This window comes from Achromobacter sp. CF-sbj1-Ac2-l, from assembly GCF_052698165.1.
Window position 1 is genome coordinate 4560035 of sequence record NZ_CP199855.1, and the last position, 23852, is coordinate 4583886.

22 protein-coding genes are annotated in these 23852 nt (G+C 68.1%); 3 read left to right on the plus strand and 19 right to left on the minus strand.

Features of this window, described 5'->3' with window-relative positions:
• Positions 1-162: 162 nt before the first annotated feature.
• The 11 genes from pgsA to ACUDCK_RS20865 form a co-directional block, all read right to left on the minus strand.
• Positions 163-735, minus strand: coding sequence for a CDP-diacylglycerol--glycerol-3-phosphate 3-phosphatidyltransferase (gene pgsA, locus ACUDCK_RS20815; protein ID WP_006390551.1), 573 nt, complete (start codon positions 733-735; stop codon positions 163-165).
• A gap of 80 nt (positions 736-815) precedes the next feature.
• On the minus strand, positions 816-2645 hold the full coding sequence (uvrC, locus tag ACUDCK_RS20820) for an excinuclease ABC subunit UvrC (protein WP_049072758.1): 1830 nt from the start codon (positions 2643-2645) through the stop codon (positions 816-818).
• Positions 2608-3663 (minus strand): beta-N-acetylhexosaminidase, encoded by a 1056-nt coding sequence (gene nagZ, locus ACUDCK_RS20825; RefSeq protein ID WP_049072757.1) that lies wholly within the window; start codon positions 3661-3663, stop codon positions 2608-2610. The genes uvrC and nagZ overlap by 38 nt, the downstream gene beginning before the upstream one ends.
• A gap of 37 nt (positions 3664-3700) precedes the next feature.
• Positions 3701-4138, minus strand: coding sequence for a holo-ACP synthase (gene acpS / locus ACUDCK_RS20830; RefSeq protein ID WP_175143988.1), 438 nt, complete (start codon positions 4136-4138; stop codon positions 3701-3703).
• Between the two features lie 35 nt (positions 4139-4173).
• Positions 4174-4914: a pyridoxine 5'-phosphate synthase gene (pdxJ, locus tag ACUDCK_RS20835; protein WP_054503224.1), complete on the minus strand. Its 741-nt coding sequence runs from the start codon at positions 4912-4914 to the stop codon at positions 4174-4176.
• Positions 4911-6398, minus strand: a complete 1488-nt coding sequence (locus tag ACUDCK_RS20840) for an efflux transporter outer membrane subunit (protein WP_054503225.1) — start codon at positions 6396-6398, stop codon at positions 4911-4913. Before ACUDCK_RS20840 ends, pdxJ begins: the two co-directional genes overlap by 4 nt.
• Positions 6395-9616: an efflux RND transporter permease subunit gene (locus ACUDCK_RS20845; protein ID WP_175166557.1), complete on the minus strand. Its 3222-nt coding sequence runs from the start codon at positions 9614-9616 to the stop codon at positions 6395-6397. Before ACUDCK_RS20845 ends, ACUDCK_RS20840 begins: the two co-directional genes overlap by 4 nt.
• Positions 9617-9679: 63 nt before the next feature.
• Entirely contained in the window at positions 9680-10948 is a 1269-nt protein-coding gene (locus ACUDCK_RS20850) for an efflux RND transporter periplasmic adaptor subunit (RefSeq protein WP_175166556.1), read from the minus strand.
• A gap of 294 nt (positions 10949-11242) precedes the next feature.
• Positions 11243-11695: a helix-turn-helix domain-containing protein gene (locus ACUDCK_RS20855; RefSeq protein ID WP_175166555.1), complete on the minus strand. Its 453-nt coding sequence runs from the start codon at positions 11693-11695 to the stop codon at positions 11243-11245.
• A 155-nt stretch (positions 11696-11850) separates the two neighbouring features.
• A complete protein-coding gene (locus tag ACUDCK_RS20860; protein ID WP_064523494.1) occupies positions 11851-13047 on the minus strand; it encodes a DUF3734 domain-containing protein in 1197 nt (398 codons plus the stop codon).
• A 21-nt stretch (positions 13048-13068) separates the two neighbouring features.
• Entirely contained in the window at positions 13069-13671 is a 603-nt protein-coding gene (locus ACUDCK_RS20865; RefSeq protein WP_081273389.1) for a DUF4136 domain-containing protein, read from the minus strand.
• 198 nt (positions 13672-13869) lie between these two features.
• Between ACUDCK_RS20865 and ACUDCK_RS20870 the strand changes: the two genes are divergently transcribed.
• The gene (locus ACUDCK_RS20870; protein WP_054503230.1) at positions 13870-14664 is read left to right on the plus strand and encodes a TOBE domain-containing protein; all 795 of its coding nucleotides are present in this window, start codon (positions 13870-13872) and stop codon (positions 14662-14664) included.
• Positions 14665-14768: 104 nt separating this feature from the next.
• Here the strand turns inward: ACUDCK_RS20870 and ACUDCK_RS20875 are convergent, their stop codons facing one another.
• The 8 genes from ACUDCK_RS20875 to ACUDCK_RS20910 all read right to left on the minus strand — a co-directional run bounded on the left by ACUDCK_RS20875 (position 14769) and on the right by ACUDCK_RS20910 (position 20526).
• Positions 14769-15455, minus strand: coding sequence for a sulfate/molybdate ABC transporter ATP-binding protein (locus tag ACUDCK_RS20875; RefSeq protein ID WP_116792130.1), 687 nt, complete (start codon positions 15453-15455; stop codon positions 14769-14771).
• Entirely contained in the window at positions 15452-16135 is a 684-nt protein-coding gene (modB, locus tag ACUDCK_RS20880; RefSeq protein ID WP_175166554.1) for a molybdate ABC transporter permease subunit, read from the minus strand. Before modB ends, ACUDCK_RS20875 begins: the two co-directional genes overlap by 4 nt.
• Before the next feature lie 30 nt (positions 16136-16165).
• The gene (gene modA / locus ACUDCK_RS20885; RefSeq protein ID WP_064523485.1) at positions 16166-16924 is read right to left on the minus strand and encodes a molybdate ABC transporter substrate-binding protein; all 759 of its coding nucleotides are present in this window, start codon (positions 16922-16924) and stop codon (positions 16166-16168) included.
• Between the two features lie 126 nt (positions 16925-17050).
• Positions 17051-17401 (minus strand): adenosylmethionine decarboxylase, encoded by a 351-nt coding sequence (gene speD, locus ACUDCK_RS20890; RefSeq protein ID WP_049072743.1) that lies wholly within the window; start codon positions 17399-17401, stop codon positions 17051-17053.
• On the minus strand, positions 17398-17568 hold the full coding sequence (locus tag ACUDCK_RS20895) for a hypothetical protein (protein ID WP_162876642.1): 171 nt from the start codon (positions 17566-17568) through the stop codon (positions 17398-17400). Before ACUDCK_RS20895 ends, speD begins: the two co-directional genes overlap by 4 nt.
• 3 nt (positions 17569-17571) lie before the next feature.
• Positions 17572-19041 carry a DUF4178 domain-containing protein gene (locus ACUDCK_RS20900; protein ID WP_144654588.1) on the minus strand — a complete coding sequence of 490 codons (1470 nt, stop codon included), beginning with the start codon at positions 19039-19041 and terminating at the stop codon, positions 17572-17574.
• Positions 19042-19054: 13 nt separating this feature from the next.
• Complete coding sequence (locus ACUDCK_RS20905; protein WP_049072741.1) at positions 19055-20095, minus strand: SPFH domain-containing protein; 1041 nt, start codon at positions 20093-20095, stop codon at positions 19055-19057.
• Between the two features lie 44 nt (positions 20096-20139).
• Complete coding sequence (locus tag ACUDCK_RS20910) at positions 20140-20526, minus strand: DUF350 domain-containing protein (RefSeq protein ID WP_049072739.1); 387 nt, start codon at positions 20524-20526, stop codon at positions 20140-20142.
• A 96-nt stretch (positions 20527-20622) separates the two neighbouring features.
• Here ACUDCK_RS20910 and ACUDCK_RS20915 point away from each other — a divergent pair, with 96 nt between their 5' ends.
• Together ACUDCK_RS20915 and ACUDCK_RS20920 are read left to right on the plus strand one after the other, a co-directional pair.
• Positions 20623-22134 (plus strand): polyamine aminopropyltransferase, encoded by a 1512-nt coding sequence (locus tag ACUDCK_RS20915; protein ID WP_054416382.1) that lies wholly within the window; start codon positions 20623-20625, stop codon positions 22132-22134.
• A complete protein-coding gene (locus tag ACUDCK_RS20920) occupies positions 22134-23771 on the plus strand; it encodes an NAD(P)-binding protein (RefSeq protein ID WP_175166553.1) in 1638 nt (545 codons plus the stop codon). The genes ACUDCK_RS20915 and ACUDCK_RS20920 overlap by 1 nt, the downstream gene beginning before the upstream one ends.
• Positions 23772-23852: the final 81 nt, after the last annotated feature.

The following is a 23852-nucleotide window of genomic DNA, read 5'->3' on the forward strand; positions in this document are numbered from 1 at the left end:
GCCCCGGGGCGGCTCGCGGGTTGTCTCCAGCAACGTCCGGCCAGGCCGGCGTTGTCCCAATGGCGAATGCGGCGCATGGCCGGGCCGGTCGCGGTCCTCGCCCCGCCGGCTTCGCTCTTGATCTGTCAGGACGGCCCCGGGCGCGAGCCGGGCCGCCGCGGGTTACTGCGCTTTCTCGCGGATCGCGGGCCAGGCGCGCTGCAGGTAATACAGCATCGACCAGACCGTCAGCACCGCGGCCACGATGATCAGCACGTCGCCCAGCATCTTGGTGGAGATGCCGTGGATCGGTTGGTTGTACAGCAGGCACGGAATCGCCACCATCTGCGCGGCGGTCTTGAACTTGCCCAGCCGGTGCACCGCCACGCTGGCGCTGGCGCCGATCTTGGCCATCCACTCGCGCAGCGCCGAAATGGTGATTTCGCGGCCGATGATGATGAGCGAAATGAAGGCATCGACGCGGCTCAGGTCCAGCAGCACGATCAGCGCGGCGCAGACCATCAGCTTGTCGGCCACCGGATCCAGGAACGCCCCGAACGCCGACGTCTGGTTCCAGCGGCGCGCCAGCCAGCCATCGAACCAGTCGGTCAGGGCGGCGATGATGAACGCCCAGGCGGCAAAGGTGTCGCGCACCGGCACGGACAACCAGCTTTCAGGCAGGTAGAACAGCCCTACCACCAGCGGAATCATGGCGATACGCAGCCACGTCAGAATTATGGGTACGTTAATTGGCATAGTGTCCGTATGCTACATCAGCCGGGTTGCACTGGCTGTCCCGGGGCCGCCGGGCGGCCGCCACCCGGCCGTCCGGAGCCTTATCCGCGCAGCGCCTCATAGATCCGTTCGGCCAGTTCCTCGGAAATGCCGTCCACCGACGCCAGGTCCTCGATGCTGGCCGAGGCCACCCCCGAAAAACCGCCGAAACGGGCCAGCAGGCGCTGGCGGCGGCGCGCCCCGACCCCTTCGATCTCCTCCAGCCGCGACACATTGCGGGTCTTGGCGCGGCGCGCGCGCATGCCGGTGATGGCGAAACGGTGGGCCTCATCGCGCACCTGCGCGATCAGCATCAGGGCGGCCGATTCGCCGCCCAGCGCCACCGGCGGGCGGCCGTCGGCGAACACCAGGGTTTCCAGGCCGACCTTGCGCCCTTCCCCCTTGGCCACGCCCACCAGCGCCTGGATGTCCAGGCCCAGCTCGGCGAACACCTGGCGCGCCACCTCGACCTGGCCCTTGCCGCCGTCGATCAGCACCAGCCCGGGCATCTGCGCCTCGCCGTCGGCCACCTTGGCGAAGCGCCGCGTCAGCACCTGGCGCATGGCGGCGTAGTCGTCGCCCGGGGTGATGCCCGCGATGTTGTAGCGGCGGTACAGCGACGGCTGCATGTCGTGGTGCTCGAACACCACGCAGGAGGCCTGGGTGGCCTCGCCGGCGGTATGGCTGATGTCGAAGCACTCGATGCGCAGCGCGTCCAGCGCCGCCTCGTCGGTATCCAGGTCCAGCGCCTCGGCCAGCGCCAGGGTGCGGGCGGCGCGGGCGCCGGATTCGGTCAGGGCGCGGGCCAATGCCATCTCGGCGTTCTTGAGCGCCTGCTCCAGCCAGGCGCGGCGCGCGCCCTGCGGCCGCGTCAGCACGCGCGACGGACGGCCGCCGGCCTGCTCCACCAGCAGGTCGATCAGGCCGGCGTCGGGCAGCGCGTGCGAACAGACCAGCACCGGCGGCAGCGCGTTGTCGGTGTAGTGCTGGGCCACGAAGGCTTCCAGCACCTGCGGCGCGGCCTCGCCCTCGGCGTGGGTCGGGAAGAACGGCTTGTCGCCCAGGTGGCGCCCGCCCCGCACCATGGCCAGGTTGACACAGACCTTGCCGCCGGCGATGGCGACCGCGACGATGTCGGTGTCCTCGCCGCTGACGTTTTCCATGGTCTGCTGGTGCAGCACCCGCGCCAGCGAGCCCATCTGGTCGCGCAGCGCGGCGGCTTCCTCGAAGCGCAGCGCCTCGGCGGCCTCCAGCATGCGGGCCTCGATCTCGCCCATCACGTCCTTGGCCTCGCCGTTCAAGAAGCGCACCGCGCGCTGCACGTCCGAAGCGTAGTCCTGCGCCTGGATGGCGCCCACACAGGGCGCCGAGCAGCGCCCGATCTGATGCAACAGACAGGGCCGCGAACGGTTGGCGAAGACGGTGTCCTCACAGGTGCGCAGGCGGAACACCTTCTGCAGGATCTGGATGGTCTCGCGCACCGCCCAGGCGTTGGGGAACGGGCCGAAGTATTGGCCGCGCTTGTTGGTGGCGCCGCGGTAATAGGCGATGCGCGGCCAGTCGTGGCCGGTGATCAGCAGGTACGGGTAGGACTTGTCGTCGCGGAACAGGATGTTGTAACGCGGCTTCAGGCTCTTGATGAGGTTGTTTTCCAGGATCAGCGCTTCGGCCTCGGAGCGCGTGACGGTGACCTCCAGCCGCGCCACCTTCGCCACCATCTGGGCGATGCGCGGGCTGGACAGGTTCTTCTGGAAATACGACGAGACGCGCTTTTTCAGGTCGCGCGCCTTGCCGACATACATGACCTCGCCGGCCGCATCCAGGTGTCGGTAGACACCCGGCAGATGCGGCAGGTCAGCCAGGAACGATTTGAGATTGAAGTCGTCGGGCATTCTGGTAACGGCTTTCGGCCTGCAGGGAGTCCCAGTCGAGCGCGTCGAAACGCGGCATCAACCGGCGGATGCGGGCCACGGACTCGGGCGCGTGGTCGAATTCGAGCCGCGCCAGCAGCTCGTCGGCCAGGTCGGGCCGGTTGCACACCAGCACCATGTCGCAGCCGGCGCCCAGCGCGGCCTGGGCGCGCGCCAGGATGTCGCCGGCGACGGACGCGCCCTCCATGGTCAGGTCATCGGAGAACACCACGCCATCGTAGCCCAGGCGGGTGCGCAGGATGTCCTGCACCCAGCGCCTGGAGAAACCGGCCGGGTGCTTGTCGACCTTGGGGTAGATCACGTGCGCCGGCATCACCGACGGCAGCACCGCGTCGCCCAGCCAGGCGTAGGGCGCGGCGTCGTCCTTCAGGATGCGCTCGAGCGGACGCGGATCGACCGGGATCTCGTGGTGCGAATCCGCGCCGACGAAGCCGTGTCCCGGGAAATGCTTGCCGCAGGCCGACATGCCGGCCAGCGCCAGGCCCTGGATCAACGCGCGCGACAGCATCGTCACCACCCGCGCGTCATGATGGAAAGCGCGGTTGCCGATCACCTTGCTGACGCCGTAATCCAGGTCCAGCACCGGCGTGAAGCTCATGTCCACGCCGCAGGCGCGCAGCTCGGCGGCCAGCACGTAGCCGGCCTCGGTCGCCAGGCGCATGGCGGTCAGCGGATCGCGGTCCCACAGCGCGCCCAGGTCGCGCATCGCGGGCAGCGGCGTGAAGCCGTCCTCGCGGAAGCGCTGCACCCGGCCGCCCTCGTGGTCGACCAGGATCAGCAGGCGCTCCTTGCGCGCCTTGTGGATCTGGCGGGTCAGCTCGGTGAGCTGGCGACGGTTCTCGAAATTGCGCGCGAACAGGATCACGCCCCCCACCAGCGGGTGGCGCAGGCGCTTCTTTTCTTCCTTGGTCAGCACGGTGCCGGCCACATCGACCATTACGGGACCGGGCGGCAGCGCCCGGGATTTCTTCTTGGCCATCGGCGTGTCCTTCTGTGTTGCTAGCCGGCCCGCGGGCTCAAGGCTTGCGTTCGACCACCACGTAGGCGGCGGCCATGTCGGATTCATCGGTAATGGAAACGTGCGCGGCGCCGAAGCGCTGCACGTACCATTCCAGCAGTTCTGGGGCGATCACCAGCACGGGCCGCCCCCCGGGCGCGTTCAGGGTCTGCACCCGGCGCCAGGTCATGGGCATGCGCATGCCCAGCCCCACCGCCTTGGAAAAGGCTTCCTTGGCGGCAAAGCGCGTCGCCAGGAAGCGCACGCCGCGCACCGGGTCGCGGGCGCGGCGCGCATGGAACTTGGCCAGTTCCTCGGGCCCCAGGATCTTCTCGGCGAAACGGTCGCCGTGGCGCGCCAGCGCGCGCTCGATGCGATCGATGCGCAGCAGGTCCATGCCGATGCCGCCGATGGCGGCCGGCGGGGGGACGGCGAGAGGGGATTCGGGCTGGGACATCGCTATGGCGCCGAGGGAGGGGGTCGGGCCCGGCCTCAACGGCCGCGCAGCGCTTCCAGGCGAGCCTGCACCATCAGCGCCTTCATGTCGCGCACGGCCTTCTCCCAGCCATCGAACACCGCCTGCGCCACGATGGCGTGGCCGATGTTGAGCTCGGAAATGCCGTCCAGCGCCGCCACCGGCTTGACGTTGCCATAGTGCAGGCCATGGCCGGCGTTGACGCGCAGGCCATGGCGCAGCCCTTCGGCCACCGCCACGCGGATGCGTTCCAGCTCCGCCAGGGCGGCGTCGCCCTCGGCTTCGGCATAGGCGCCGGTGTGCAGCTCGATGACCGGCGCGCCCGCGCGGGCGGCGGCGGCGATCTGCGCCGGGTCGGGGTCGATGAACAGCGACACGCGGATGCCGGTCTCGGTCAGCAGGCCGACCGCGTCCGTCACCGCCGACAGCGCGCCGGCCACTTCGAGCCCGCCTTCGGTGGTCAGCTCGGTGCGTTTTTCCGGCACCAGGCAGACGTCATTGGGCTTGACCGCGCAGGCGATCTCCAGCATCTCGGGCGTGACCGCGCACTCCAGGTTCATGCGCGTGCGCAGTTGCGGCCGGATCGCGTAGACGTCGGCGTCCTGGATGTGGCGGCGGTCTTCGCGCAGATGCAGCGTGATCAGGTCGGCGCCGGCGTCCTCGGCGCGCAGCGCCGCGGCCACCGGGTCGGGATAGGTCGTGTGACGCTGCTGCCGCAGGGTCGCGACGTGATCGATGTTTACACCAAGTTCTATCATTGCACTTTCGTTGTTTCTTCCCAGCCGCCGCCCAACGCCTTGTAGAGTTCCACACGGTTGATCAGCGCGGCCAGGCCGGTTTGCACCAGCGCGAGCTGGGCATTGAAAAAGTCCACTTGCGCGGTCTGCACCTGCAGGTAGCTGTCGATGCCATTGGTATAACGCAGGTTCGACAGTTCCAGGGTGCGCGCCGACGAATCCTGCAACGCGCGCTGGGCGTCCAACTGCGCGCCATAGGTGGCTTCGCCCGCCAGCGCGTCCGAGACCTCGCGGAACGCCTGCTGGATGGTCTGCTCGTACTGCGCCACGGCGATATTGTCGCGCGCCTTGGCCAGGTTCAAGCCTTCGCGGATGCTGCCGCCGGCGAACAGCGGCGTGGTGATCGACGGCGAAAAGCTCCAGTAGCCCTGGCCGCCCTTGAACAGCGTATCCAGCGAGGGGCTGGCCACGCCGAACAGCCCGGTCAGCGAGATGGTCGGGAAGAACGCCGCGCGCGCCGCGCCGATGTTGGCGTTGGCCGACTTCAGGTTGTTCTCGGCGGCCAGGATGTCCGGACGGCGCTCCAGCAGGTCGGACGGCAACCCGGCCGGCACGCTCGCCAGCAACTGGTCGCGGCCGAACGGCGCCGGCGCCGGCAGATCATCGGGCAACGGCGTGCCCAGCAGCAGCACCAGCGCGTTGACGGCCTGAGCCTGGGCCCGGGCCAGTTGCGCCAGGTCGGCCGATGCCGTGTCCAGCAGCGACTTGGACTGGTTCAGGTCGAGTTCGGACGCCACGCCACCGTCGAAGCGGCGCTTGACCAGGTTGTACGACTCCTGGCGCGAGGCGAGGGTGCGCTGGGTCAGTTCGAGTTGCACCTGGGCGGCGCGCAGGTTGAAGTACGACTGCGCCACCGCGCCGATCAGCGTGATGTGGGTGCTCTTTTGCGCCTGCTCGGTCGACAGGTACTGCTGGTACGCCGCTTCCGACAGGCTGCGCAGGCGGCCGAACAGGTCGATCTCGAACGTGGTCAGGCCGATGCCGGCCTGGTACGAACTGCTGATCGAACCGGCGCCCGGCTGGCGCATGTTCTCGGGCAAGCGCTGGCGTTGGCCCTGGATGCCGGCGCCGATGCTGGGCCACTGCGCGCCGCGCTGCACGCCGTACTGGGCGCGCGCCTCTTCGACGCGCTGCACCGCCACGCGCAGGTCGCGGTTGTTGACCAGCGCCAGCTCGATCAGGCGCTGCAGGCGCGGATCGTGGAAGAACTCGCGCCAGCCCAGGTCGGCCGCGGGCGTGCCCGCCTGCGGCGCCACCGCCGACGCGGGCTGCGTGCCCAGCGACATCGGATTGGCGTACGCGCCGTACTGCACCTTGGGCTGGTCCGGCCAGTTGCCGGAGACCGGCGCGTCAGGGCGCTTGTAGTCGGGCGCCAGCGAGCAGCCGGCCAACGCCACCGCCACGAAGGCGGACAAGGCGGTCTGTTTGAACATCAGGGCGCTCATTCCTTGCCCTCCTGGCCACCGTTGGGTTGTGCGGGAGCGTCCGGCGGGGTCTGCCCCGCCGCCGCCTTCTTGGCCGCCTGTTCTTCCTCGAAGGCGCGCAGCTCGGCGCCCAGCAGGCGCGGCTTGGTCTTGAACAGTCCCAGCACCACCACGAAGAAGGTCGGCACGAAAATCACCGCGAACGGCGTCGCGGCCAGCATGCCGCCCAGCACGCCCAGGCCCACCGCGCGCTGGCTGGCGGCGCCGGCGCCGGTGGCCATGGCCAGCGGCACCACGCCCAGGATGAACGCCAGCGAGGTCATCAGGATCGGCCGGAACCGCAGGCGCGCGGCTTCCACCGCCGCTTCATAAAGCCCCATGCCGCGCGCGTACTGGTCCTTGGCGAATTCCACGATCAGGATGGCGTTCTTGGCCGCCAGCCCGATCACGGTCACCATGCCCACCTGGAAGTACACGTCGTTGGACATGCCCAGCGCGCTGACCAGCGCCACCGCGCCCAGCATGCCCAGCGGCACCACCAGCATCACCGAGATCGGGATGGCCCAGCTTTCGTACAGCGCGGCCAGCACCAGGAACACCACCAGCAGCGACAGGCCCATCAGGATCGGGGCCTGGTTGCCGGCCTGGCGTTCCTGGTAGGACAGCCCGGTCCACTCGTAGCCGAAGCCCTGCGGCAACTGGCCCACCAGCTTCTGCATTTCCTCCATGGCCTGGCCGGTGGTGTAACCGGCCGCGGCGCTGCCGCCGATCCGCATCGATTCGTAGCTGTTGTAGCGCACCACCTGCACCGGGCCTTGCGACCACTTGGCGGTGACGAACGACGACAGCGGCACCATGCCACCCTGGGTGTTGCGGGCGTTCAGCTTGAGCACGTCCGACAACTGCATGCGGTACGGCGCATCCGCCTGCACCCAGATGTTCTGCATCCGGCCCAGGTTGGGGAACTTGCTCAGGTAGGCTGAACCGACGGCGGTGGAGATCAGCGAGGCGGCCTCGTCGAAATTCACCCCCAGCGCGGCGGCCTTGTCGCGGTCGATGTCCAGCGTCAGTTGCGTGCCGGCCGACAGGCCGGTGATGCGCACCTGCGACAGCACCGGGCTCTTCATGGCCATGCCCATCAGTTGCCCCGTGGCCGCGGCCAACGCCTCGGTGCCGGCCGCGCCGCGGTCCTGCAGGCGCAGGTCGAAACCGGTGGCGTTGCCCAGCGACGAGATGGCCGGCGGCACGAGCGTGAACACCTGGGCGTCGTGGATGCCCATGAGCTGCTTCTGGAATGCATTGAACGCAATCGCGCCGGCCGAATCGCCCTTGCCCTTGCGGTCCTTGAAGTCCTTGAGCGTGGTGAAAGCGATGGCCGCGTTCAGGCCGTTACCGTTGAAGCTGAAGCCCTGCACGGTAATGATGTTCTCGACCGCGGGGATCTGGCGGAAATAGGCCTCGACCTCCTCGATCACCTCCACCGTGCGGTTGGCGCTGGCGCCCGTGGGCAGCTCGATGTTGCTGATGACGTAGCCCTGGTCTTCTTCCGGCAGGAACGAAGACGGCAGGCGCAGGTACAGCCAGCCCAGCAGGATCACCAGCACCAGGAACGCCAGCATCATGCGGCCGCCCTTGTGCAGGATGCGCGAGACCCAGTTCTGGTAGCCGTGCGTGGTGGCGTCGAACTTGCGGTTGAACCAGCCGAAGAAGCCCTTTTTGTCGTTGTGGTGTCCCTTGGGCACCGGCTTGAGGATGGTCGCGCACAGCGCCGGCGTGAAGGTCAGCGCCAGCAGCGCCGAGAAGAAGATCGACACGGCCATGGCCACCGAGAACTGGCGGTAGATCACGCCCACCGACCCGCTCATGAAGGCCAGCGGCAGGAACACCGTCACCAGCACCAGCGTGATGCCGATGATGGCGCCGCTGATCTGCGGCATGGCCTTCTTGGTGGCTTCCTTGGGCGGCAGGCCTTCGGTCGCCATGATCCGCTCGACGTTCTCGACCACCACGATGGCGTCGTCCACCAGGATGCCGATGGCCAGCACCATGGCGAACATGGTCAGCACGTTGATCGAGAAGCCCAGCCCCAGCATGACCGCGAACGACCCCAGCATGGCCACCGGCACCACCAGCGCCGGGATCAGGGTATATCGCACGTTCTGCAGGAACAGGTACATCACCAGGAACACCAGCACCATGGCTTCGGCCAGGGTGTGCAACACCTGCTCGATCGAGACCTTGACGTACGGCGCGGTGTCGTAGGGGATGGCGTAGGTGATGTTGCCGGGGAAGTACTTGGACAGTTGGTCCATCTGCTGACGCACGCCCTGGGCGGTGGCCAGCGCGTTGGCGTCAGGCGACAGCACGATGGCGAAGGCCGCCGTCGGCTTGCCGTTCAGGCGCGCGCCGAACTGGTAGTTGTCGGCGCCGACCTCGATGCGGGCGACGTCGCGCAGCAGCACCTTGGAGCCATCGCTGTTGGCGCGCAGCACGATCTTGCCGAAACCTTCCACCGTGCTGAGCTGGCCGTTGGCCACCACCGTGGCGGTGATGCGCTGCGAGTCGGGGTTGGGCGGCGCGCCGATGCTGCCGCCGGACACCAGCACGTTCTGCGACGAGATGGCCTGGTTGACCTCGGCCATGCTCAGGCTGAAGCCCACCAGCTTGGCCGGATCGACCCAGATGCGCATGGCGCGCGGCGCCGCGAACAGCTGGAACTGGCCCACGCCCGACACCCGCGACACCGGGTTCTGGACGTTGCGGGTGATGTAGTCGGCCAGCGCCGTCTGGTCGAGCGAGCCGTCGGTGGACGACAGCGTCACGATCATCAGGAAGCCGGTGCTGGTCTGCTCGTACTTCAGGCCCTGCTGCTGCACGGCGGCGGGCAACTGGGCGATCACGTTGGACACGCGGTTCTGCACGTCCACCTGCGCCAGGTCGGGATCGCGCCCGGGCGCGAAGGTGGCGGTGATGGTCGAGGTGCCGTAGGAATCGCTGACCGACTCGTAGTAGATCAGGCCCTTGGCGCCGTTGAGCTTGTCCTCGATGATACTGGTGACCGATTCGGCCACTTCCTTGGCCGACGCGCCCGGATAGGTCGCGGTGATGGTGATGGCCGGCGGCGCCACGTCGGGGTACTGCGACACCGGCATGTTCGGGATGGCCAGTATCCCCGCCAACAGGATGAACAGGGCGACTACCCAGGCGAAGATTGGTCGATCAATGAAAAATTGCGGCATGTGGGCTGACTCTGAAAGCGATGCTCACCAAAGAGGAACGCAGCGCGTTGCGCTGCGAGCCGCTTACGATTTCTGGCCGGCGGCCGGGGCCTGCTGCGCCGGCTTGGCGGGGTCCGCGGGCTTGGCCGCGGGAGCGCCCGCCGCGGGATCCGCCGGCTTGGCGCCAGGCTGTGCCGGCGGCTGGCCGCCCGCCTTGTCCTTGTTCCAGGGGCTGGCCTGCACCGGGGCGCCGGGACGGATCTTCTGGAAGCCTTCGACCACGACCACGTCGCCGGCCTTCAGGCCGCTGGTGACGATCCAGTTGTTCTTGATGGCGCCGCCGGTGGTGACGGGCAACTGTTCGATCTTGTTGTCCTTGACCAGCATCAGGCTCTGCGAACCGTCGGCCGTGCGCTGCAGCGCCTGCTGCGGCACCAGCAGGGCCTGGTCGTCCACGCCCTGCTCCAGGCGCACGCGCACGTACATGCCGGGCAACAGGATGCCGTCGGGGTTGGGCACCTCGGCGCGCAGGTTGACCTGGCCGGTGCTGGGATCGACCGTGATGCCGGTGAAGAGCAGCTTGCCCGGCTTGTCGTATTCGGACCCGTCTTCCAGCACCACGGTGGCGCGGGCGGCATCCTTGCCGACCTGCTGCAGCTTGCCGCTGGCGAAGGCGCGACGCAGCGCGGCCAGGTCGGCGGTGGACTGGGTGAAGTCAACGTAGATCGGGTCGAGCTGCTGCACGGTGGCCATCTGCGTGGCGGAGGTGGCCTCGACCAGCGCGCCCTCGGTCACCAGCGGCTTGCCGATGCGGCCCGTGATCGGCGAGGTGACATCGGTGTAGCCGAGGTTGATGGACGCGTTGTCCTGCGCCGCCTTGGCGGCGGCCACGGTGGCATCGGCCTGGCGGTAGGCCGCCACGGCATTGTCGTATTCCTGCTTGCTGACGGCGTTGGCCTTGACCAGCGGCGCGTAGCGGTCGGCCAGCAGCTTGGCGCTGAACAGGTTGGCCTGCGCCTGCTTGAGCTGTGCGGTCGCCTGATCGTAGGCGGCCTTGTAGGGCGCCGGATCGATCTTGAACAGCAACTGGTTTTCCTTGACGTCGCCCCCCTGCTCGAAGGCGATCTTCTGGACGATGCCGGTGACCCGCGAGCGGATCTGGGCGTCGCGCACCGCGTCGACGCGGCCGGGCAGTTCGGAGACGATGGGTGTGCGTTGCGGCTGCACCGTGATGACGCTGACCTGCGGCATGCCGGGGTTCATCTGCGGCTTTTCACCGCAACCCGCCAACAACAGCGCGAGGACGCCGCCGGAAAAAGCCAGACTTGATACACGTTTAGGCGAAAACCGCATTGAAACCCCCGCGAAGTTAACCGCGTCAAGCGACCGCAACAATGTAACGGCGTTAGCTGAGCGCCGTGTCCGGTTGCCGAAGGACGGCCGCGGGCTTGCGCGGCCGTGTCCGACCGCCGTATTTGACCGCAATACGTGATTGCAATCAAAACAAAATCCCGCGCTCCGCCACTGACACGTGAATAGCCCGTTAATGTAACTCAGTTATTGGGGAAATCACTGATTTTCACGACGGCGCGCGACATGGGAAGCGGCGAAAAACAAACGGATCCGGGGGGAATCCGCCCGCCGCGATCAGACGTCGGCAACCTCTTGCAGGTTGCCCAGGAAAACATAGCCCACGCCATGCACCGTATGCAACGGCAGGCGCCCGCCAGCCTCGCGCACCTTGCGCCGCAGGCGGCAGATCGCCACATTCAGGGCGCGCAGGTTGGTGCTCTGGCGCGGCAGCATCAATTCCTCGCGCAGCAAGGCGAGTTCCTCGCGCAACAGTTCCTTGCGCGGGTTGCGCAGCAGGCACTGGAAGCAGGCCCGCTCGACCTCGGTCAGGTCCAGCCGCGTGCCTTGCGGGGTCAGCAAGGTCCAGCCGTGGTACAGCAGGCTCCACCAGCCGTCGAGCCGCACCGGGAAGGGGCCGTCGGCCGCTTCGGCCGCGGCGGCCGGCGGCGGGGCCGGCGTGGCGGCGCCCGGAACCGCAGGCGCGGACTGCGGGCCGCGGACAGGGGGAACGGGGAAAGCGATAGTCATGTTGGCGTCTCCAGCGGGCGCGGGCGCGGCGCGGAAGACGGCGGCCCGGACCCGGAACAAGGTTTCAAGTCTTGCCGAAAGACTACCGTTGCTGACGCCGTTGTGCGGCGAAGTTTCCCTGGAATCAGACGGATCCCAGACCGCCGCGCGGAACCTCAGGAGGTGTGCTTGCCATTGCGGTGGATGTCGTGGGCCACGAAGCAACTGTCCTGCGTCGGGCGCGCCAGGATACCCGGCTTGGCCAGCGTCTGGCGGATGTCGGCCAGGCCCGACTCCCAGTGCTCGCGCATGGCCTCGGTGCCGAACTCATAGTCCTTGGAGAAGCGCTCGCGGTGCTTGGACTCGTAGATCAGGTTGATGATGTTGGTGGCCGGGGTCTTGGCCAGGCGGCGGATCTCGGCCAGCTCGGGCGCGCCCCGCTCTTTTTCGGGCAGGCGCTCCAGCAGTTGCTGCAGGCCATGGCGCAGCTTGAGCACGCGGCGTAGCTGGTCGGTGACCATGCGGGTCCGGCTGGAGTACTGGATGTCCTTCTGGCGCTCGGCCACTTCCTCGAGCGTGGTCGGCAGCCCGCCGCGCGCGGGCCACAGGTCGACCTGGAAGGCCAGCGTGTCGCGCATCGTGTCGCTGGTCAGGACCTGCGCCAGCGGCGTGTTGGACACCACGCCCCCGTCCCAGTAGTGCTCGCCGTCGATCTCCACTGACGGGAAGCCGGGCGGCAAGGCGCCGGAGGCCATGATGTGCTCGGGCCGCAGGGTGTCCTTGAGGCTGTCGAAATAGGCGAAATTGCCACTGCGCACATTGACCACGCCAAAGCTGGCGCGCACCGCGCCGGAATTGAGCAGATCGAAATCCACGTACTCGCGCAACGTCGCCGCCAGCGGCGTGGTGTCGTAGAAGCTGGTGGACGCCGCGCCCTTGCCGTGCACCCAGTAAGGCGGCGGAAAGCGCGGCTTGAAAAAGCCCGGCTGCCCCGAGAACAGCGCCTGGAAGGCCGACAACTGGCCATTCATGGCGGGCGAGCCGAAGCCGAATGGAATGCCCTCGAACATGCCGGCCAGCGTATCGCCCCAGGGGACGGAGGCGAACCCCGCCGGCCGGCAGATGCTTTCCCAGAACCCGCGCAGCCGTTCGATGCGCTCGTCCTCGCGCGAACCGGCAATGATCGCCGCGTTGATCGAACCGATCGAGATGCCGGAGATCCAGTTCGGGCGGATGCCGGCCTCGTGCAGGCCCTGGTACACCCCCGCCTGGTACGAGCCGAGGGCGCCGCCGCCCTGCAGCACCAGGGCGACGGTGTCATAGGACGGCGTGGCGCCGGTATCGGTAGACGAGGATTTGCGGCGGGTGCTCATGCGGGGTTCCTTTGGATGACGCTACGGTTTGCGCTTGTCCGGCCGCTGCGGCGCGGCGACGCCGGCGCGGAACGGATACTGGGCGAAGACCTGGGCCACGGCCTTCTCTATGCTCTGCGGCGAGGTCGCGGCCTCGGGATCGCGGACTTCGCCGACTGCGACGCCCTCCCACACCAACTGTTTGCGGCGCGGGTCGACCAGGTCGATGTTGAGGGTGCCCTCGGTGTATTGGTAGACGGTGTCGCCCCAGCCGTAGCCGGGCCAGCCGCCGTAGAAGCCGGCGCGATAGCCGTAGTACGGCCCCATCGGCGGAGGCGGCGGCGCCTGGGTCACCTCGGTCTTCTGCTGCAGTTTGCCGTTGAAATTGACCAGAAGGTCGGGATTGGCGGCGTCGTAGACATAACCGCGCATTTCCATCTGGCCACGGGTCGCGTCCTTGAGGCGTTCGGTCAGCAGGGTGCTGTAGCCGGCCTTGTCGGTGCCCAGCGGCGACATGTAGCCGAAGGTCCGGTAGCGCGAGAAATCCGCCTGATGGTCGTAATCGCTTTTGATGGTGGGGCCGGAAGCGCAGGCCGCCAGTAGTGTCACCATGGAACCCGATGCCAGCATTTTCAGCGCTTTCATGTCGATCTCCAAGAAGCGGGGCCGCGAGCCGGCCCCCGATGTCAACACACCTCAACACATCCTGAGCGCACTCATAGTGCCGCGAAGCGGATAAAGTTTCAACAGCATCTCATTCTCATCCGATCCCTCCCGAATGCCGGCGGCGCGGGCTCCATTACACTCGCGGTACTTTCATCACGCTGACCACACCCGATACCGATGTTGGAACTCGACGGCTCGATTTGGTTTCGTTCCGGCGCCCAGAACTGGGGCGGCAAGAACCGCATAGACCTGCTGGCGCAGATCGACGCCACCGGCTCGATCACGGCCGCCGCGCGCGCGGTCGGCATGAGCTACAAGGGCGCCTGGGACGCCATCGACGCCATGAACAACCTGGCGGGCGAACCGCTGGTGTTGCGGGCGGCCGGCGGCAAGGGCGGCGGCGGCACGCGCCTGACCGACCGGGCGCGCGGCCTGATCGCGACGTTCCGGGTGCTAGAAGCCGAGCACCGCAAATTCATGGAAAACCTGGCGCGCGCCGGCCTGGATGCCAGCGGCGACATCGACCTGATGAGACGCTTCATGCTGAAAACCAGCGCACGCAACAAACTCATGGGCACCGTGATGGAGGTCCGCACGGGCGCCGTCAACGACGAAGTCCTGCTGCGCATCGCCGGCGGCCAGGTCATCACGGCCACCATCACCCGCGAGAGCACCCAGGAACTCGAACTGGCGCCCGGCAAGGAAGCGCTGGCGCTGGTCAAGGCCTCGTCGGTGATCGTCGGCGCGCCCGGCGCCGGCCTGCGGCTGTCGGCCCGCAACCAATTGCCAGGCACCGTGACGGCGGTGCGCGCCGGCGCGGTCAACAGCGAGATCCTGATCGAACTGGAAGGCGGCGCCACGCTGGCGGCCATCGTCACCAACGAAAGCGCGCAGGACCTGGGACTGGGCGAAGGCGCGGGCGCGGTCGCCGTGTTCAAGGCCTCGAGCGTGATCCTGGGCGTGCTGGACTGACTTCGCTCCGTTGCGGCCAGGCGCTTGCCGCCACCGCGGTCGGCCCCGGGCGGCCGCGGCGCTTACAGGCAGCGGCATTCACGCTTTGAATGCCGCCCTGCCCGTCACACGCCGACGTCCTCGTCGCGGCGATGCACCTTGCCGTCGCGGACCTCGAAGACCTCGTCGGCCAGCGCTTCGACGTCGGCCGGATCGTGCGTGATCAGCAGCATCGGCACGTCCAACTGGCGTTGCAGCGCGCTCAGCTCCTGGCGCATCTTGCCGCGCAACTGCGAGTCCAGCGCCGAGAACGGCTCGTCCAGCAGCAGGATTTCCGGCTTGACCATCAGCGCGCGCGCCAGCGCCACGCGCTGCTTCTGTCCTCCCGAGATCTCGTGCGGATAGCTGCCCACGATGGCGCCCAGCTCAAAGGCGTCGACCCAGCGCCGCGCCTCGGCCGACACGGCCCGCCGCGGCGGATTGAGCCAGCCTCGGCGCGAGCCGAAGGCGATGTTCTGCGCCACCGTCAGATGCGGGAACAATGCGTAGTCCTGGAACAGATAGGCCACGCGGCGGGCCTGCGGCGCGACGCTCAGGCGCGCATCGGAATCGAACAGCACCCGTCCGTTGATCTCGATGCGGCCGGCGTCCGGCCGCAGCAGGCCGGCCACCGCCCGCAGCGTCAGGCTCTTGCCGGCGCCCGACGGGCCGAACAGCGCGATGCGCCTGGACTTGGAGGAGAACGCCACGTCCAGGGAAAAGTGGCGGTCGCCCGACACCATGTCCTTGCGGATGCGCAGGTCGACGCTCATCGCCCGCCTCCGCGACGGCTGGAGCGGATCGGCACCAGCTTGCCGGCCGCCAGCAGCACGACCACGCAGGTGATGGAGGTCACCAGCACCAGGAAATTGGCGGTGGCGTCATCGCCCGCCTGCACCGCCTCGTAGATGGCGACTGACAGCGTCTGGGTGCGGCCGGGCAGGTTGCCGGCAATCATCAGGGTGGCGCCAAACTCGCCCAGCGCGCGGGCAAAGGCCAGCAGCACGCCGGCCACGATGCCGCGCGCCGCCAGCGGCAAGGTCACGCGAAAGAACACGCCGGCCTCGCGCACGCCCAGCACGCGGGCCGCGCTTTCCAGTTGAGGATCGACGTCTTCGAAGGCGGCGCGGGCCGACTTGAACACCAGCGGAAAGGCCACCACCGACGCGGCGATGACCGCGCCCTGCCAGGTGAACACCAGTTCGATGCCCAGCGCCGCCAGCTTCTCGCCCAGCACGCCGCGCCGTCCCAGCAGCACCAGCAGGTAGTAGCCCAGCACCGTGGGCGGCAGCACCAGCGGCAGGGTCAGGACGGCATCCAGCAGGTCGCGGCCCGGGCAGCGCCAGCGCGACAGGCCATAGGCGGCCGCGGTGCCAGCCACGGCGGCCAGCAGCGTTGCCCAACCCGCCACTTTCAGGGTAAGCAGCAGGGGCACCCATACCGGATCACTCATCACAGACCGCGTTGGCTACCGCCCGCGCCCTCAAGGCTTCTGGAAGCCGTAGCGTGACAGGATTTCCTGCCCGGCGGGCGACATCACGTAGGCCACGAAGCGCTTGGCTTCCTGGGCGGCGGCATCACGCGCCGTCACGGCGATGGGATAGGTGACCGGCGTCTGCGACGGCACGCGCACCGCCACCTTGACCTTGTCCGGCATGATTGCCGCGTCGGTGGCGAACACGAAGCCCGCGTCCACTTCGCCGCGCGACACGTAATCCAGGCTCTGGCGCACGTTCTGCGCCAGCACGCTCTTGGCCTGCACCGCGTCCCACAGGCCGGCGGCCTGCAGCGCGCCCTGCGTGTAGCGGCCTACCGGCACCGAGGCCGGGTTGCCGTAGGCGATGCGCTTGATGTCGTCGCGCGTCAGGTCCTTGAGCGCGGTGATGTTGGCCTTGCTGTCCGTCGGCACGATCAGCACGATTTGATTGGCGGCGAAATCCACCCGCGACTCGGGCTTGACGGCCTTTTCCTCGACCGCCTTGTCCATCGCCTTCTGGTCGGCGGACGCGAATACGTCGGCGGGCGCGCCCTTGACGATCTGCTGCAGCAGCACGTCGGAAGCGCCGAAGTTCAGGATGACCTTGGTGCCGGCATGCTCCTTCTCGTACGCCTGGGCCACGTCCTTGAACGCGTTGGTCAGGCTGGCGGCGGCGGACACGACCAGGTCGCCAGCGTGGGCGCTGGGGCCCCAGGCGGCGGCCAGGGCCAGCGACAGCGCCAGGACCGGGTGTTTGCGGAACATGCATCTCTCCTCGGACAAGATCAATCTCGGTATCGAAATATATATAGGTATATAACGCTCGTCAATTTGTGCCCGGGGCCGGCTTGCGCCCGATCAACGAAGGGAGGAAATCGGCCTGGAGCCCGCTCAGCCGCGGTCGACCGTGGTGACGCGCACCGTGTCGGGGGCCAGCGCGGCCCGCAGCCGCTCGAGCGCCAGTTCGGGCCGGGCGGCCCCGCACATGAAGATGTCCAGCGCCGCGAAGCGGTGCTCGGGCCAGGAATGCACGCTGATGTGCGATTCGCTCAGCATGACCACGCCCGTCACGCCCGCGCCTTCTCCAAAATGGTGGAAGTGCGCGCCCAACACGCGCGCGCCGGCGGCCTCGGCGGCCCCCAGCAGCTCGCGCTCGAGCGCCTGGGCGTCGGCCAGCAGGCCGGCGTCCACGCCACGGAAGTCGGCCAGGATGTGGCGGCCGGGCGTCGCGTGCGGCGTCACTTGTGCGATCCGCCCGACGACCAGCCCGAGCTGCCCGACGATCCGCCGCCCCAACTGCTGCTGCTGCCGCCGCTGCCACCGCTGGTGAAGCGGGCGCCGGGCGAGCTGGCGCCGGTGGCTGCGATGACCACGATCAGGGCGTAGATGGCGTAGAAGAACTTGCCCATGCCTCAGTCGTCCTTTGCCGACATCTTGTCCGCGAGGCTGGCCGGCAGCCATAGGAAGGCCAGGCCGATCAGGATCGGCAGAATGCGGCCGCTGAAGATGTTGCCCATGTTGAGGAATCCCATGGCGATGGTGGCGAACCAGGCCCATTTGCGATAACCGCCCGGCGAGGCCGAGCGCGGCATCGCCTTCTGCCTGGCCAGTTCGGGATTGTCGAACCACTGGGCCAGTTGCGCCGGCGCCACCGGCGCGGCGGCCGACCAGCCCACCTCGGCCGGCCCCTGTTCGCGGGTGAGCTTGAGGTTGCCGGCCTTGTAGTCGGTGATCCTGGTGCTGTCGCCGACCCTGACGCGCCAGTTGAAGGCGCCCAGCGCCAGATCGACGCGCGAGGTGTAGTCGTACAGCTTCTGGTACAGCTTGGAGCGCCAGCGCACGCTGGTAGCGTTGTTGTAGCTGGGCCAGGTATCGCAGACCTGCACGCGCTCCCAGCCCTCGTCCGTCTCCACCAGCCAGATGAAGCCCTTGGCCGGGTTGAACAACAGGTATTCGATCCAGTCCGAGGGCTCCTCGGGGTCCGGGTCGGCGCATTTCATCAGGCCGATCAGGGTGTAGGCGACGCCATCGATCCTGGCGGTGGCGCCCAGCGCCAGCGTGGTCTTGATGGCCTTGACCTTGCGCGCCTTCTCGATGACTTCGGCGGTCTCGCCGGCGCAGTCGACCGTGGCCGCGCACGACGGGCACACCACCTGCGTCGCCATGGCGGCGACGAAGCTGATCGGCGCGCCGCAGTTGGGGCAGTCCAGCGCCTTGATCTGGCCGCGGAAGCGCCCGGCGGTTTCCTCGACCTGTTCGTTCGAACGCAGCGTCGCCGCCTGCATGCCCGCCAGGTCGAAGGCCTTGCCGATGTAGAGCTCGGGTTCGGGACCGTCGGAAAAGTCCAGCGTCAGGAACGCATCCAGGCTGCGGAAATCGGCCACCTTGGCTTCCCAGCCATCGCCCGGCACGAACGGCAGTTCCCCCTGCGCGCCGCCAGCGCGGCAGCGCCGCACGTCGGAAGCCGTGAAGCGCTGGCCATCCAGTTTCATGTCGTCGCCGGGCGCGATGTCGGCGAAGGCCGGCAGGCCCTGCACGGTCTTGGCCTTGCGGCGGCGGGTAATGGCGTATTGGCCGGAGGCGTCCGACAGCCAGCCGTCCGAGCCGTCTTCGAACCACAGGTACCACTCGTTCCAGAAGCCGTCCTCGTAACGCAACTGGATGCGGCCGATCAGGTCGAAGCGCTTGCCTTCGAACTGGCCGGCGGCGCCCAGGCACAGCGGCGAATAGTCTTCCAGGACATCGGCGGTCTCGCCGATGCGCTTGACCGACTCGGCGTCCTTGAGCAGCGTGCTGCGGCAGGCGCCGCAGACCGCCATGACCGATGCCGTGGAAGTGAACTTGACGGGTGCTCCGCACTGCGGACACAGGACCTGCTGCATGGGCGGGCGGCGTTCAGCTAGTGAGTTTCTTCAGGACCTCGGCCTTGGCCGCGTCGTAGTCGGCCGGCGTGATCAGGCCCTTGTCGAGCAGGTCCTTGAGCTGCTGCAGGCGCTGCACCGGGTCGGCGCCCGAAGCGGCCGCCGCGCCCGCCGCCGTGCCGGCCGCCGCCTGGGCGCCCGCCGCCGGTTGCCCCGCGGCCACGCCCAGTCCGGCCGCCATGGTCTGGCCCAGCGCCGCGCCGGCCGCCAGGCCCGCGCCGATGCCGGCGATGCCGCCTTCGTTCTGCGCCGCCAGCGGGATCGAGGTGGCGGTCTGGTACTGGGTGAACTTGCCCAGGTCGCCCGCCATGCCCATCGAGATCCGCGTGTCCAGCGCCTTTTGCAGTTCTTCCGGCAGCGACACGTTCTCGACCGTGAAGTTGTCGAGCTTGACGCCATAGCGCTCGAACACCGGGCCGAGCTGCTCGCCGATGCTCTGCGACATCAGGCCCTGGTTGCCGGCGATGTCCAGGAACGGCACCTTGGAGCCGCCCAGCGCGGTGGTCATGGCCGCGACCACCATGTTGCGCAACTGCGCTTCCAGGTCATCGACGGTGTAGACGTCGCGCGTGCCGCTGATCTCGCGGTAGAACTTGGCCGGATCGGTGATCTGGTACGAATACACGCCGAAGGCGCGCAGCCGCACCATGCCGAATTCGCTGTCGCGCAGCGTCACCGGCTGCGCCGTGCCCCAGCGCCGGCCCAGTTGCAGGCGGGTGCTGAAGAAGATCACGTCCGACTTGAAGGGCGACTCGAACAGCTTGTCCCAGTTCTTCAGGTACGTCAGCACCGGCAGCGTCTGGGTGGTCAGCTTGTACATGCCGGGGCCGAACACGTCGGCCACCTTGCCTTCGTTGACGAACACCGCCATCTGCGACTCGCGCACGGTCAGGCTGGCGCCGTACTGGATTTCGAAATCCTGCATCGGATGACGCCAGGCCAGCACGCCGTCGCCGTCCTCGTTCCATTGCAGGATGTCGATGAACTGTTTGCGGATAAATGAACCGAGACTCATGGCTAGTTCTCCTGTGTCAGAGATGGGTCGACGCGCGCGGCCGCTCAGGTCAGGCAGGCGGCGTTGACCACGCCGGCGGCCAGCGAGATCGATCCGATCAGGCCGCCCATGGCAATGTTGTTTTCCTCGATGGCCTCGTGCAAGCCCTGGATGGCGCGCGACACGACGGCATAGACGACCAGTTGCACCACCATGGCGGCCACGCCCCAGACCAGGAACATGACGAAGCTCGCATGGATGGCGATGCTGGAGCAGAGCGTGAACGAAAAACCAACCAGCGCGCCGCTGTATGAGAGCACCGCGGCAATGTTGCCCTGGCGGATCAGTTCGAATTCCTTGTAGCGCGTCACCGTGGTGTAGACCGCGGTGAAAATGCCCAGCATGACCAGCGCCGAAACAATGTAGATCAGATAGGTCACCGCCGGATGCATCGCTTCTCCCATAATCGCCCCTCCAGGCCCTGATTGCGCGCAGTATATACGCCGCCTTCGATATACTGCGAACGCATTTTTCGAGTCGGAACCCTCATGCGCGACCGCGTCCTCATCCTGTCGGTATTGATCGTCGCTTCCTGCGGCCTGGGCTACGAGCTCATCAGCAGCGCGCTGGCCAGCTATCTGCTGGGCGATTCCATCCTCCAGTTCTCGTCCGTCATCGGCTGCTATCTGTTCGCGATGGGCATCGGATCGTGGTTGTCAAAATATGTAAGAGACGACGACGTTTTGAATCGATTCATCGACGTCGAACTGGCCGTCGCCTTGTTGGGCGGGGTTTCCGCCGCGGTGCTGTTCCTGGTGTTCGCCTGGCTGTCGGCGCCGTTTCGCGCGGCGCTGTACGCGGGCGTCTTCATCATCGGACTGATGGTCGGCATGGAGATCCCGCTGGTGATGCGCGTCTTCAACCAGCGCAAGGCGGAGTTCCGCGAAATCGTCAGCCGCGTGCTGACTTTCGATTATCTCGGCGCGCTGGCCGTGTCGCTGATCTTTCCGCTGCTGCTGGCGCCCAAGCTGGGCCTGCTGCGCACCAGTTTCCTGTTCGGCATGCTCAACGCCGGCGTGGCGCTGTGGACCACCTGGCTGTTCCGCGGCGAGATCCGGCGCCCTGCCGAACGCGCCATACGCGGCGGCGTGGTGCTGGGGCTGCTGGCGCTGGGCTTCCTGTTTTCCGGCCAGATGACGGCCTGGGCCGAGAAGGGCCTGTACGGCGACGACGTGGTGCACGCCGAGACCACGCCCTACCAGCGCCTGATCGTGACGCGCTGGCACGACGACCTGCGGCTGTACATCAACGGCAACCTGCAATTCTCGTCACGCGACGAACACCGCTACCACGAGTCGTTGGTGATCCCTGGCCTGCAGGCCCTGCCCTGGGCCCGCAACGTGCTGGTGCTGGGCGGCGGCGACGGCCTGGCGGTGCGCGAAATCCTCAAATTCAAGCACGTTGAGCACGTCACGCTGGTGGACCTGGACCCGGCCATGACCGGCCTGTTCTCGCGCTCCGAACCGCTGACGAAGCTGAACCAGGGCTCGCTGACCGATCCGCGCGTCACCGTCATCAACGACGACGCCGGCCGCTGGCTCGAAAGCCACGCCGAGGTCTACGACTTCATCGTGGTGGACTTTCCGGATCCGTCCAACTTCGGCCTGGGCCGGCTGTACTCGGTGCCGGTCTACCACCTGATGGCGCGGCACCTGGCCGAGAACGGCTACATGGTGATCCAGTCGACCTCGCCCTACTTCGCGCCGCGCTCGTTCTGGAGCGTGGACGCCACGCTCAAGGAAGCCGGCCTGAACACCTGGCCGTACCACGCCTACGTGCCGTCGTTCGGCGACTGGGGCTTCATCCTGGCCGGCAAGCGCCGCGACTACACGCCGCCGGACGCCGTCACCGTGCCCACCCGCTACCTCGACCCCGCCACCCTGCGCGAGCTGTTCCACTTTCCCGCCGACATGCCGGCGCTGGCCATGCCGCCGAACCGCCTGAACGAACAATCGCTCGTGCGGTACTTCGACGAGGACTGGCGCAAGGTCATCCGCTGATGCGGCGCCGCACCTTCCTGCTGGGCGTCGCCACCGCCGCCGCCGCCGGCACGGCGGGCTACTACCGTTCGCGCGTGGTCGAGACCACGCCCGAGGTGCGCTACCCGGGCATGCAGGCCGGCCATGCGCTGCGCGATGGCGCGGCGCTGCCGCCATCGTCCGGCGCCCGGCGCTGCCAGGTGGCGATCCTGGGGTCCGGCGTGGCCGGCCTGTCGTGCGCCTGGAAGCTGGCGCGCGAAGGCTTCACCGATTTCGTCGTGGTCCAGGGCCCCGAGTACGGCGGCAATGCCGCCGCCGGCGCTCGCGACGGGCTCGACTACCCGCTCGGCGCGCACTACCTGCCGCTGCCGTCGATGCAGTCCACCCACGTGCGCGAGATGCTGGCCGATTTCGGCATCGCCGAGCGCGACGCCTTCGGCGAGCGGCCCTATTACGACGAGGCCATCCTGGCGCACTCGCCGCAGGAACGGCTGCTGCGCGACGGCCGCTGGGAAGACGGTCTCTTGCCGATGCACGGGCTGCCCGAGGCCGATATCGAACAGCACCGCAAGTTCCTGGCGCTGGTGGACCGGCTGCACGGCGCGATCGGCAACGACGGCCGCAAGGTCTTCTGTATTCCCATCGTGCTGTCCTCGCGCGACCCGGCCTGGCGGGCGCTGGACGCGCTCACATTCAAGCAGTGGCTGGACCGCGAAGGCTACACCTCCCCCGCCCTGCACTGGTACCTGAACTACTGCTGCCGCGACGACTACGGCGCGCCCTACGACCGGGTCTCGGCCTGGGCCGGGCTGCACTACTTCGCCAGCCGCGACGGCCATGCCGCCAACGCCGCCGAGGGCGCGGTGCTGACCTGGCCCGGCGGCCTGGCGCCGCTGGTGCAACGGCTGCGCAACGCCATCAGCGCCCGTCTCGGCCATGAGGGCTGGCTGCTGCCCGGCACCGCCGCGCGGTTGCAGGAAAGCGCGGCCGGCCCGCGCATCGATTGCCTGGCGCCGGGGCCCGCCGCCCGCGTCTTTACGCTGCAAGCGCAGCGCGCGGTCTGCGCCATGCCGCTGTTCGTGGCCCAGCGCCTGCTGCCCGACATCCGCGCCTACGGCTACGATCCGGCCACGCACGCGTCGCCGCACGCGCCCTGGCTGGTGTCGAACTTCGTCATGGACGGCTATCCGCGCGAAGCGCCGGGCGAGCCGCTGTCGTGGGACAACGTGGTCTACCAGGGCCAGGCCCTGGGCTACGTGGTCTCGACCCACCAATTGCTGCGCGTGGCGCGTTCCCCGCGCACGGTGTTCACTGCCTATCACGCCCTCAGCAACCGGACGCCGCAGGCCGCGCGGCAATGGCTCGCCGACGCCCGCCCCGAGGCGCTGCGCGACGAGGCCGCCGCCGATCTGGTCGCCGCCTATGGCGACGAGTTCTGGCGTCGCGCCCGGCAGTTGGAGATCACGGTGCGCGGCCATGCCATGGCCTCGCCCTACTGCGGCTATCTATCGAACGCCGGCCTGGCGGCGTTGCGCGAGGTGGACGGCCCGGTGCTGTTCGCCCATGCCGACCTGTCCGGCTATTCGGTGTTCGAAGAAGCCGCGTGGTGGGGCGTGGCGGCGGCCAGCCGCATCCTGGGGCAACGGCCGCCCGCCTGACCGGCGCCGGCACACCCGCCTGGCGGCCGCCCGGCGCGGCGTCACAATCATGGATTGCCCGCTCTCGCTGGCGCCCGCCTG

What these genes read in the sequence shown, in the direction of transcription:
- pgsA (WP_006390551.1), bottom strand. Translation starts at nt 735, where the DNA reads ATGCCAATTAACGTACCCATAATTCTGACGTGGCTGCGTATCGCCATG.
- uvrC (WP_049072758.1), bottom strand. Translation starts at nt 2,645, where the DNA reads ATGCCCGACGACTTCAATCTCAAATCGTTCCTGGCTGACCTGCCGCAT.
- nagZ (WP_049072757.1), bottom strand. Translation starts at nt 3,663, where the DNA reads ATGGCCAAGAAGAAATCCCGGGCGCTGCCGCCCGGTCCCGTAATGGTC.
- acpS (WP_175143988.1), bottom strand. Translation starts at nt 4,138, where the DNA reads ATGTCCCAGCCCGAATCCCCTCTCGCCGTCCCCCCGCCGGCCGCCATC.
- pdxJ (WP_054503224.1), bottom strand. Translation starts at nt 4,914, where the DNA reads ATGATAGAACTTGGTGTAAACATCGATCACGTCGCGACCCTGCGGCAG.
- ACUDCK_RS20840 (WP_054503225.1), bottom strand. Translation starts at nt 6,398, where the DNA reads ATGAGCGCCCTGATGTTCAAACAGACCGCCTTGTCCGCCTTCGTGGCG.
- ACUDCK_RS20845 (WP_175166557.1), bottom strand. Translation starts at nt 9,616, where the DNA reads ATGCCGCAATTTTTCATTGATCGACCAATCTTCGCCTGGGTAGTCGCC.
- ACUDCK_RS20850 (WP_175166556.1), bottom strand. Translation starts at nt 10,948, where the DNA reads ATGCGGTTTTCGCCTAAACGTGTATCAAGTCTGGCTTTTTCCGGCGGC.
- ACUDCK_RS20855 (WP_175166555.1), bottom strand. Translation starts at nt 11,695, where the DNA reads ATGACTATCGCTTTCCCCGTTCCCCCTGTCCGCGGCCCGCAGTCCGCG.
- ACUDCK_RS20860 (WP_064523494.1), bottom strand. Translation starts at nt 13,047, where the DNA reads ATGAGCACCCGCCGCAAATCCTCGTCTACCGATACCGGCGCCACGCCG.
- ACUDCK_RS20865 (WP_081273389.1), bottom strand. Translation starts at nt 13,671, where the DNA reads ATGAAAGCGCTGAAAATGCTGGCATCGGGTTCCATGGTGACACTACTG.
- ACUDCK_RS20870 (WP_054503230.1), top strand. Translation starts at nt 13,870, where the DNA reads ATGTTGGAACTCGACGGCTCGATTTGGTTTCGTTCCGGCGCCCAGAAC.
- ACUDCK_RS20875 (WP_116792130.1), bottom strand. Translation starts at nt 15,455, where the DNA reads ATGAGCGTCGACCTGCGCATCCGCAAGGACATGGTGTCGGGCGACCGC.
- modB (WP_175166554.1), bottom strand. Translation starts at nt 16,135, where the DNA reads ATGAGTGATCCGGTATGGGTGCCCCTGCTGCTTACCCTGAAAGTGGCG.
- modA (WP_064523485.1), bottom strand. Translation starts at nt 16,924, where the DNA reads ATGTTCCGCAAACACCCGGTCCTGGCGCTGTCGCTGGCCCTGGCCGCC.
- ACUDCK_RS20895 (WP_162876642.1), bottom strand. Translation starts at nt 17,568, where the DNA reads ATGGGCAAGTTCTTCTACGCCATCTACGCCCTGATCGTGGTCATCGCA.
- ACUDCK_RS20900 (WP_144654588.1), bottom strand. Translation starts at nt 19,041, where the DNA reads ATGCAGCAGGTCCTGTGTCCGCAGTGCGGAGCACCCGTCAAGTTCACT.
- ACUDCK_RS20905 (WP_049072741.1), bottom strand. Translation starts at nt 20,095, where the DNA reads ATGAGTCTCGGTTCATTTATCCGCAAACAGTTCATCGACATCCTGCAA.
- ACUDCK_RS20910 (WP_049072739.1), bottom strand. Translation starts at nt 20,526, where the DNA reads ATGCATCCGGCGGTGACCTATCTGATCTACATTGTTTCGGCGCTGGTC.
- ACUDCK_RS20915 (WP_054416382.1), top strand. Translation starts at nt 20,623, where the DNA reads ATGCGCGACCGCGTCCTCATCCTGTCGGTATTGATCGTCGCTTCCTGC.
- ACUDCK_RS20920 (WP_175166553.1), top strand. Translation starts at nt 22,134, where the DNA reads ATGCGGCGCCGCACCTTCCTGCTGGGCGTCGCCACCGCCGCCGCCGCC.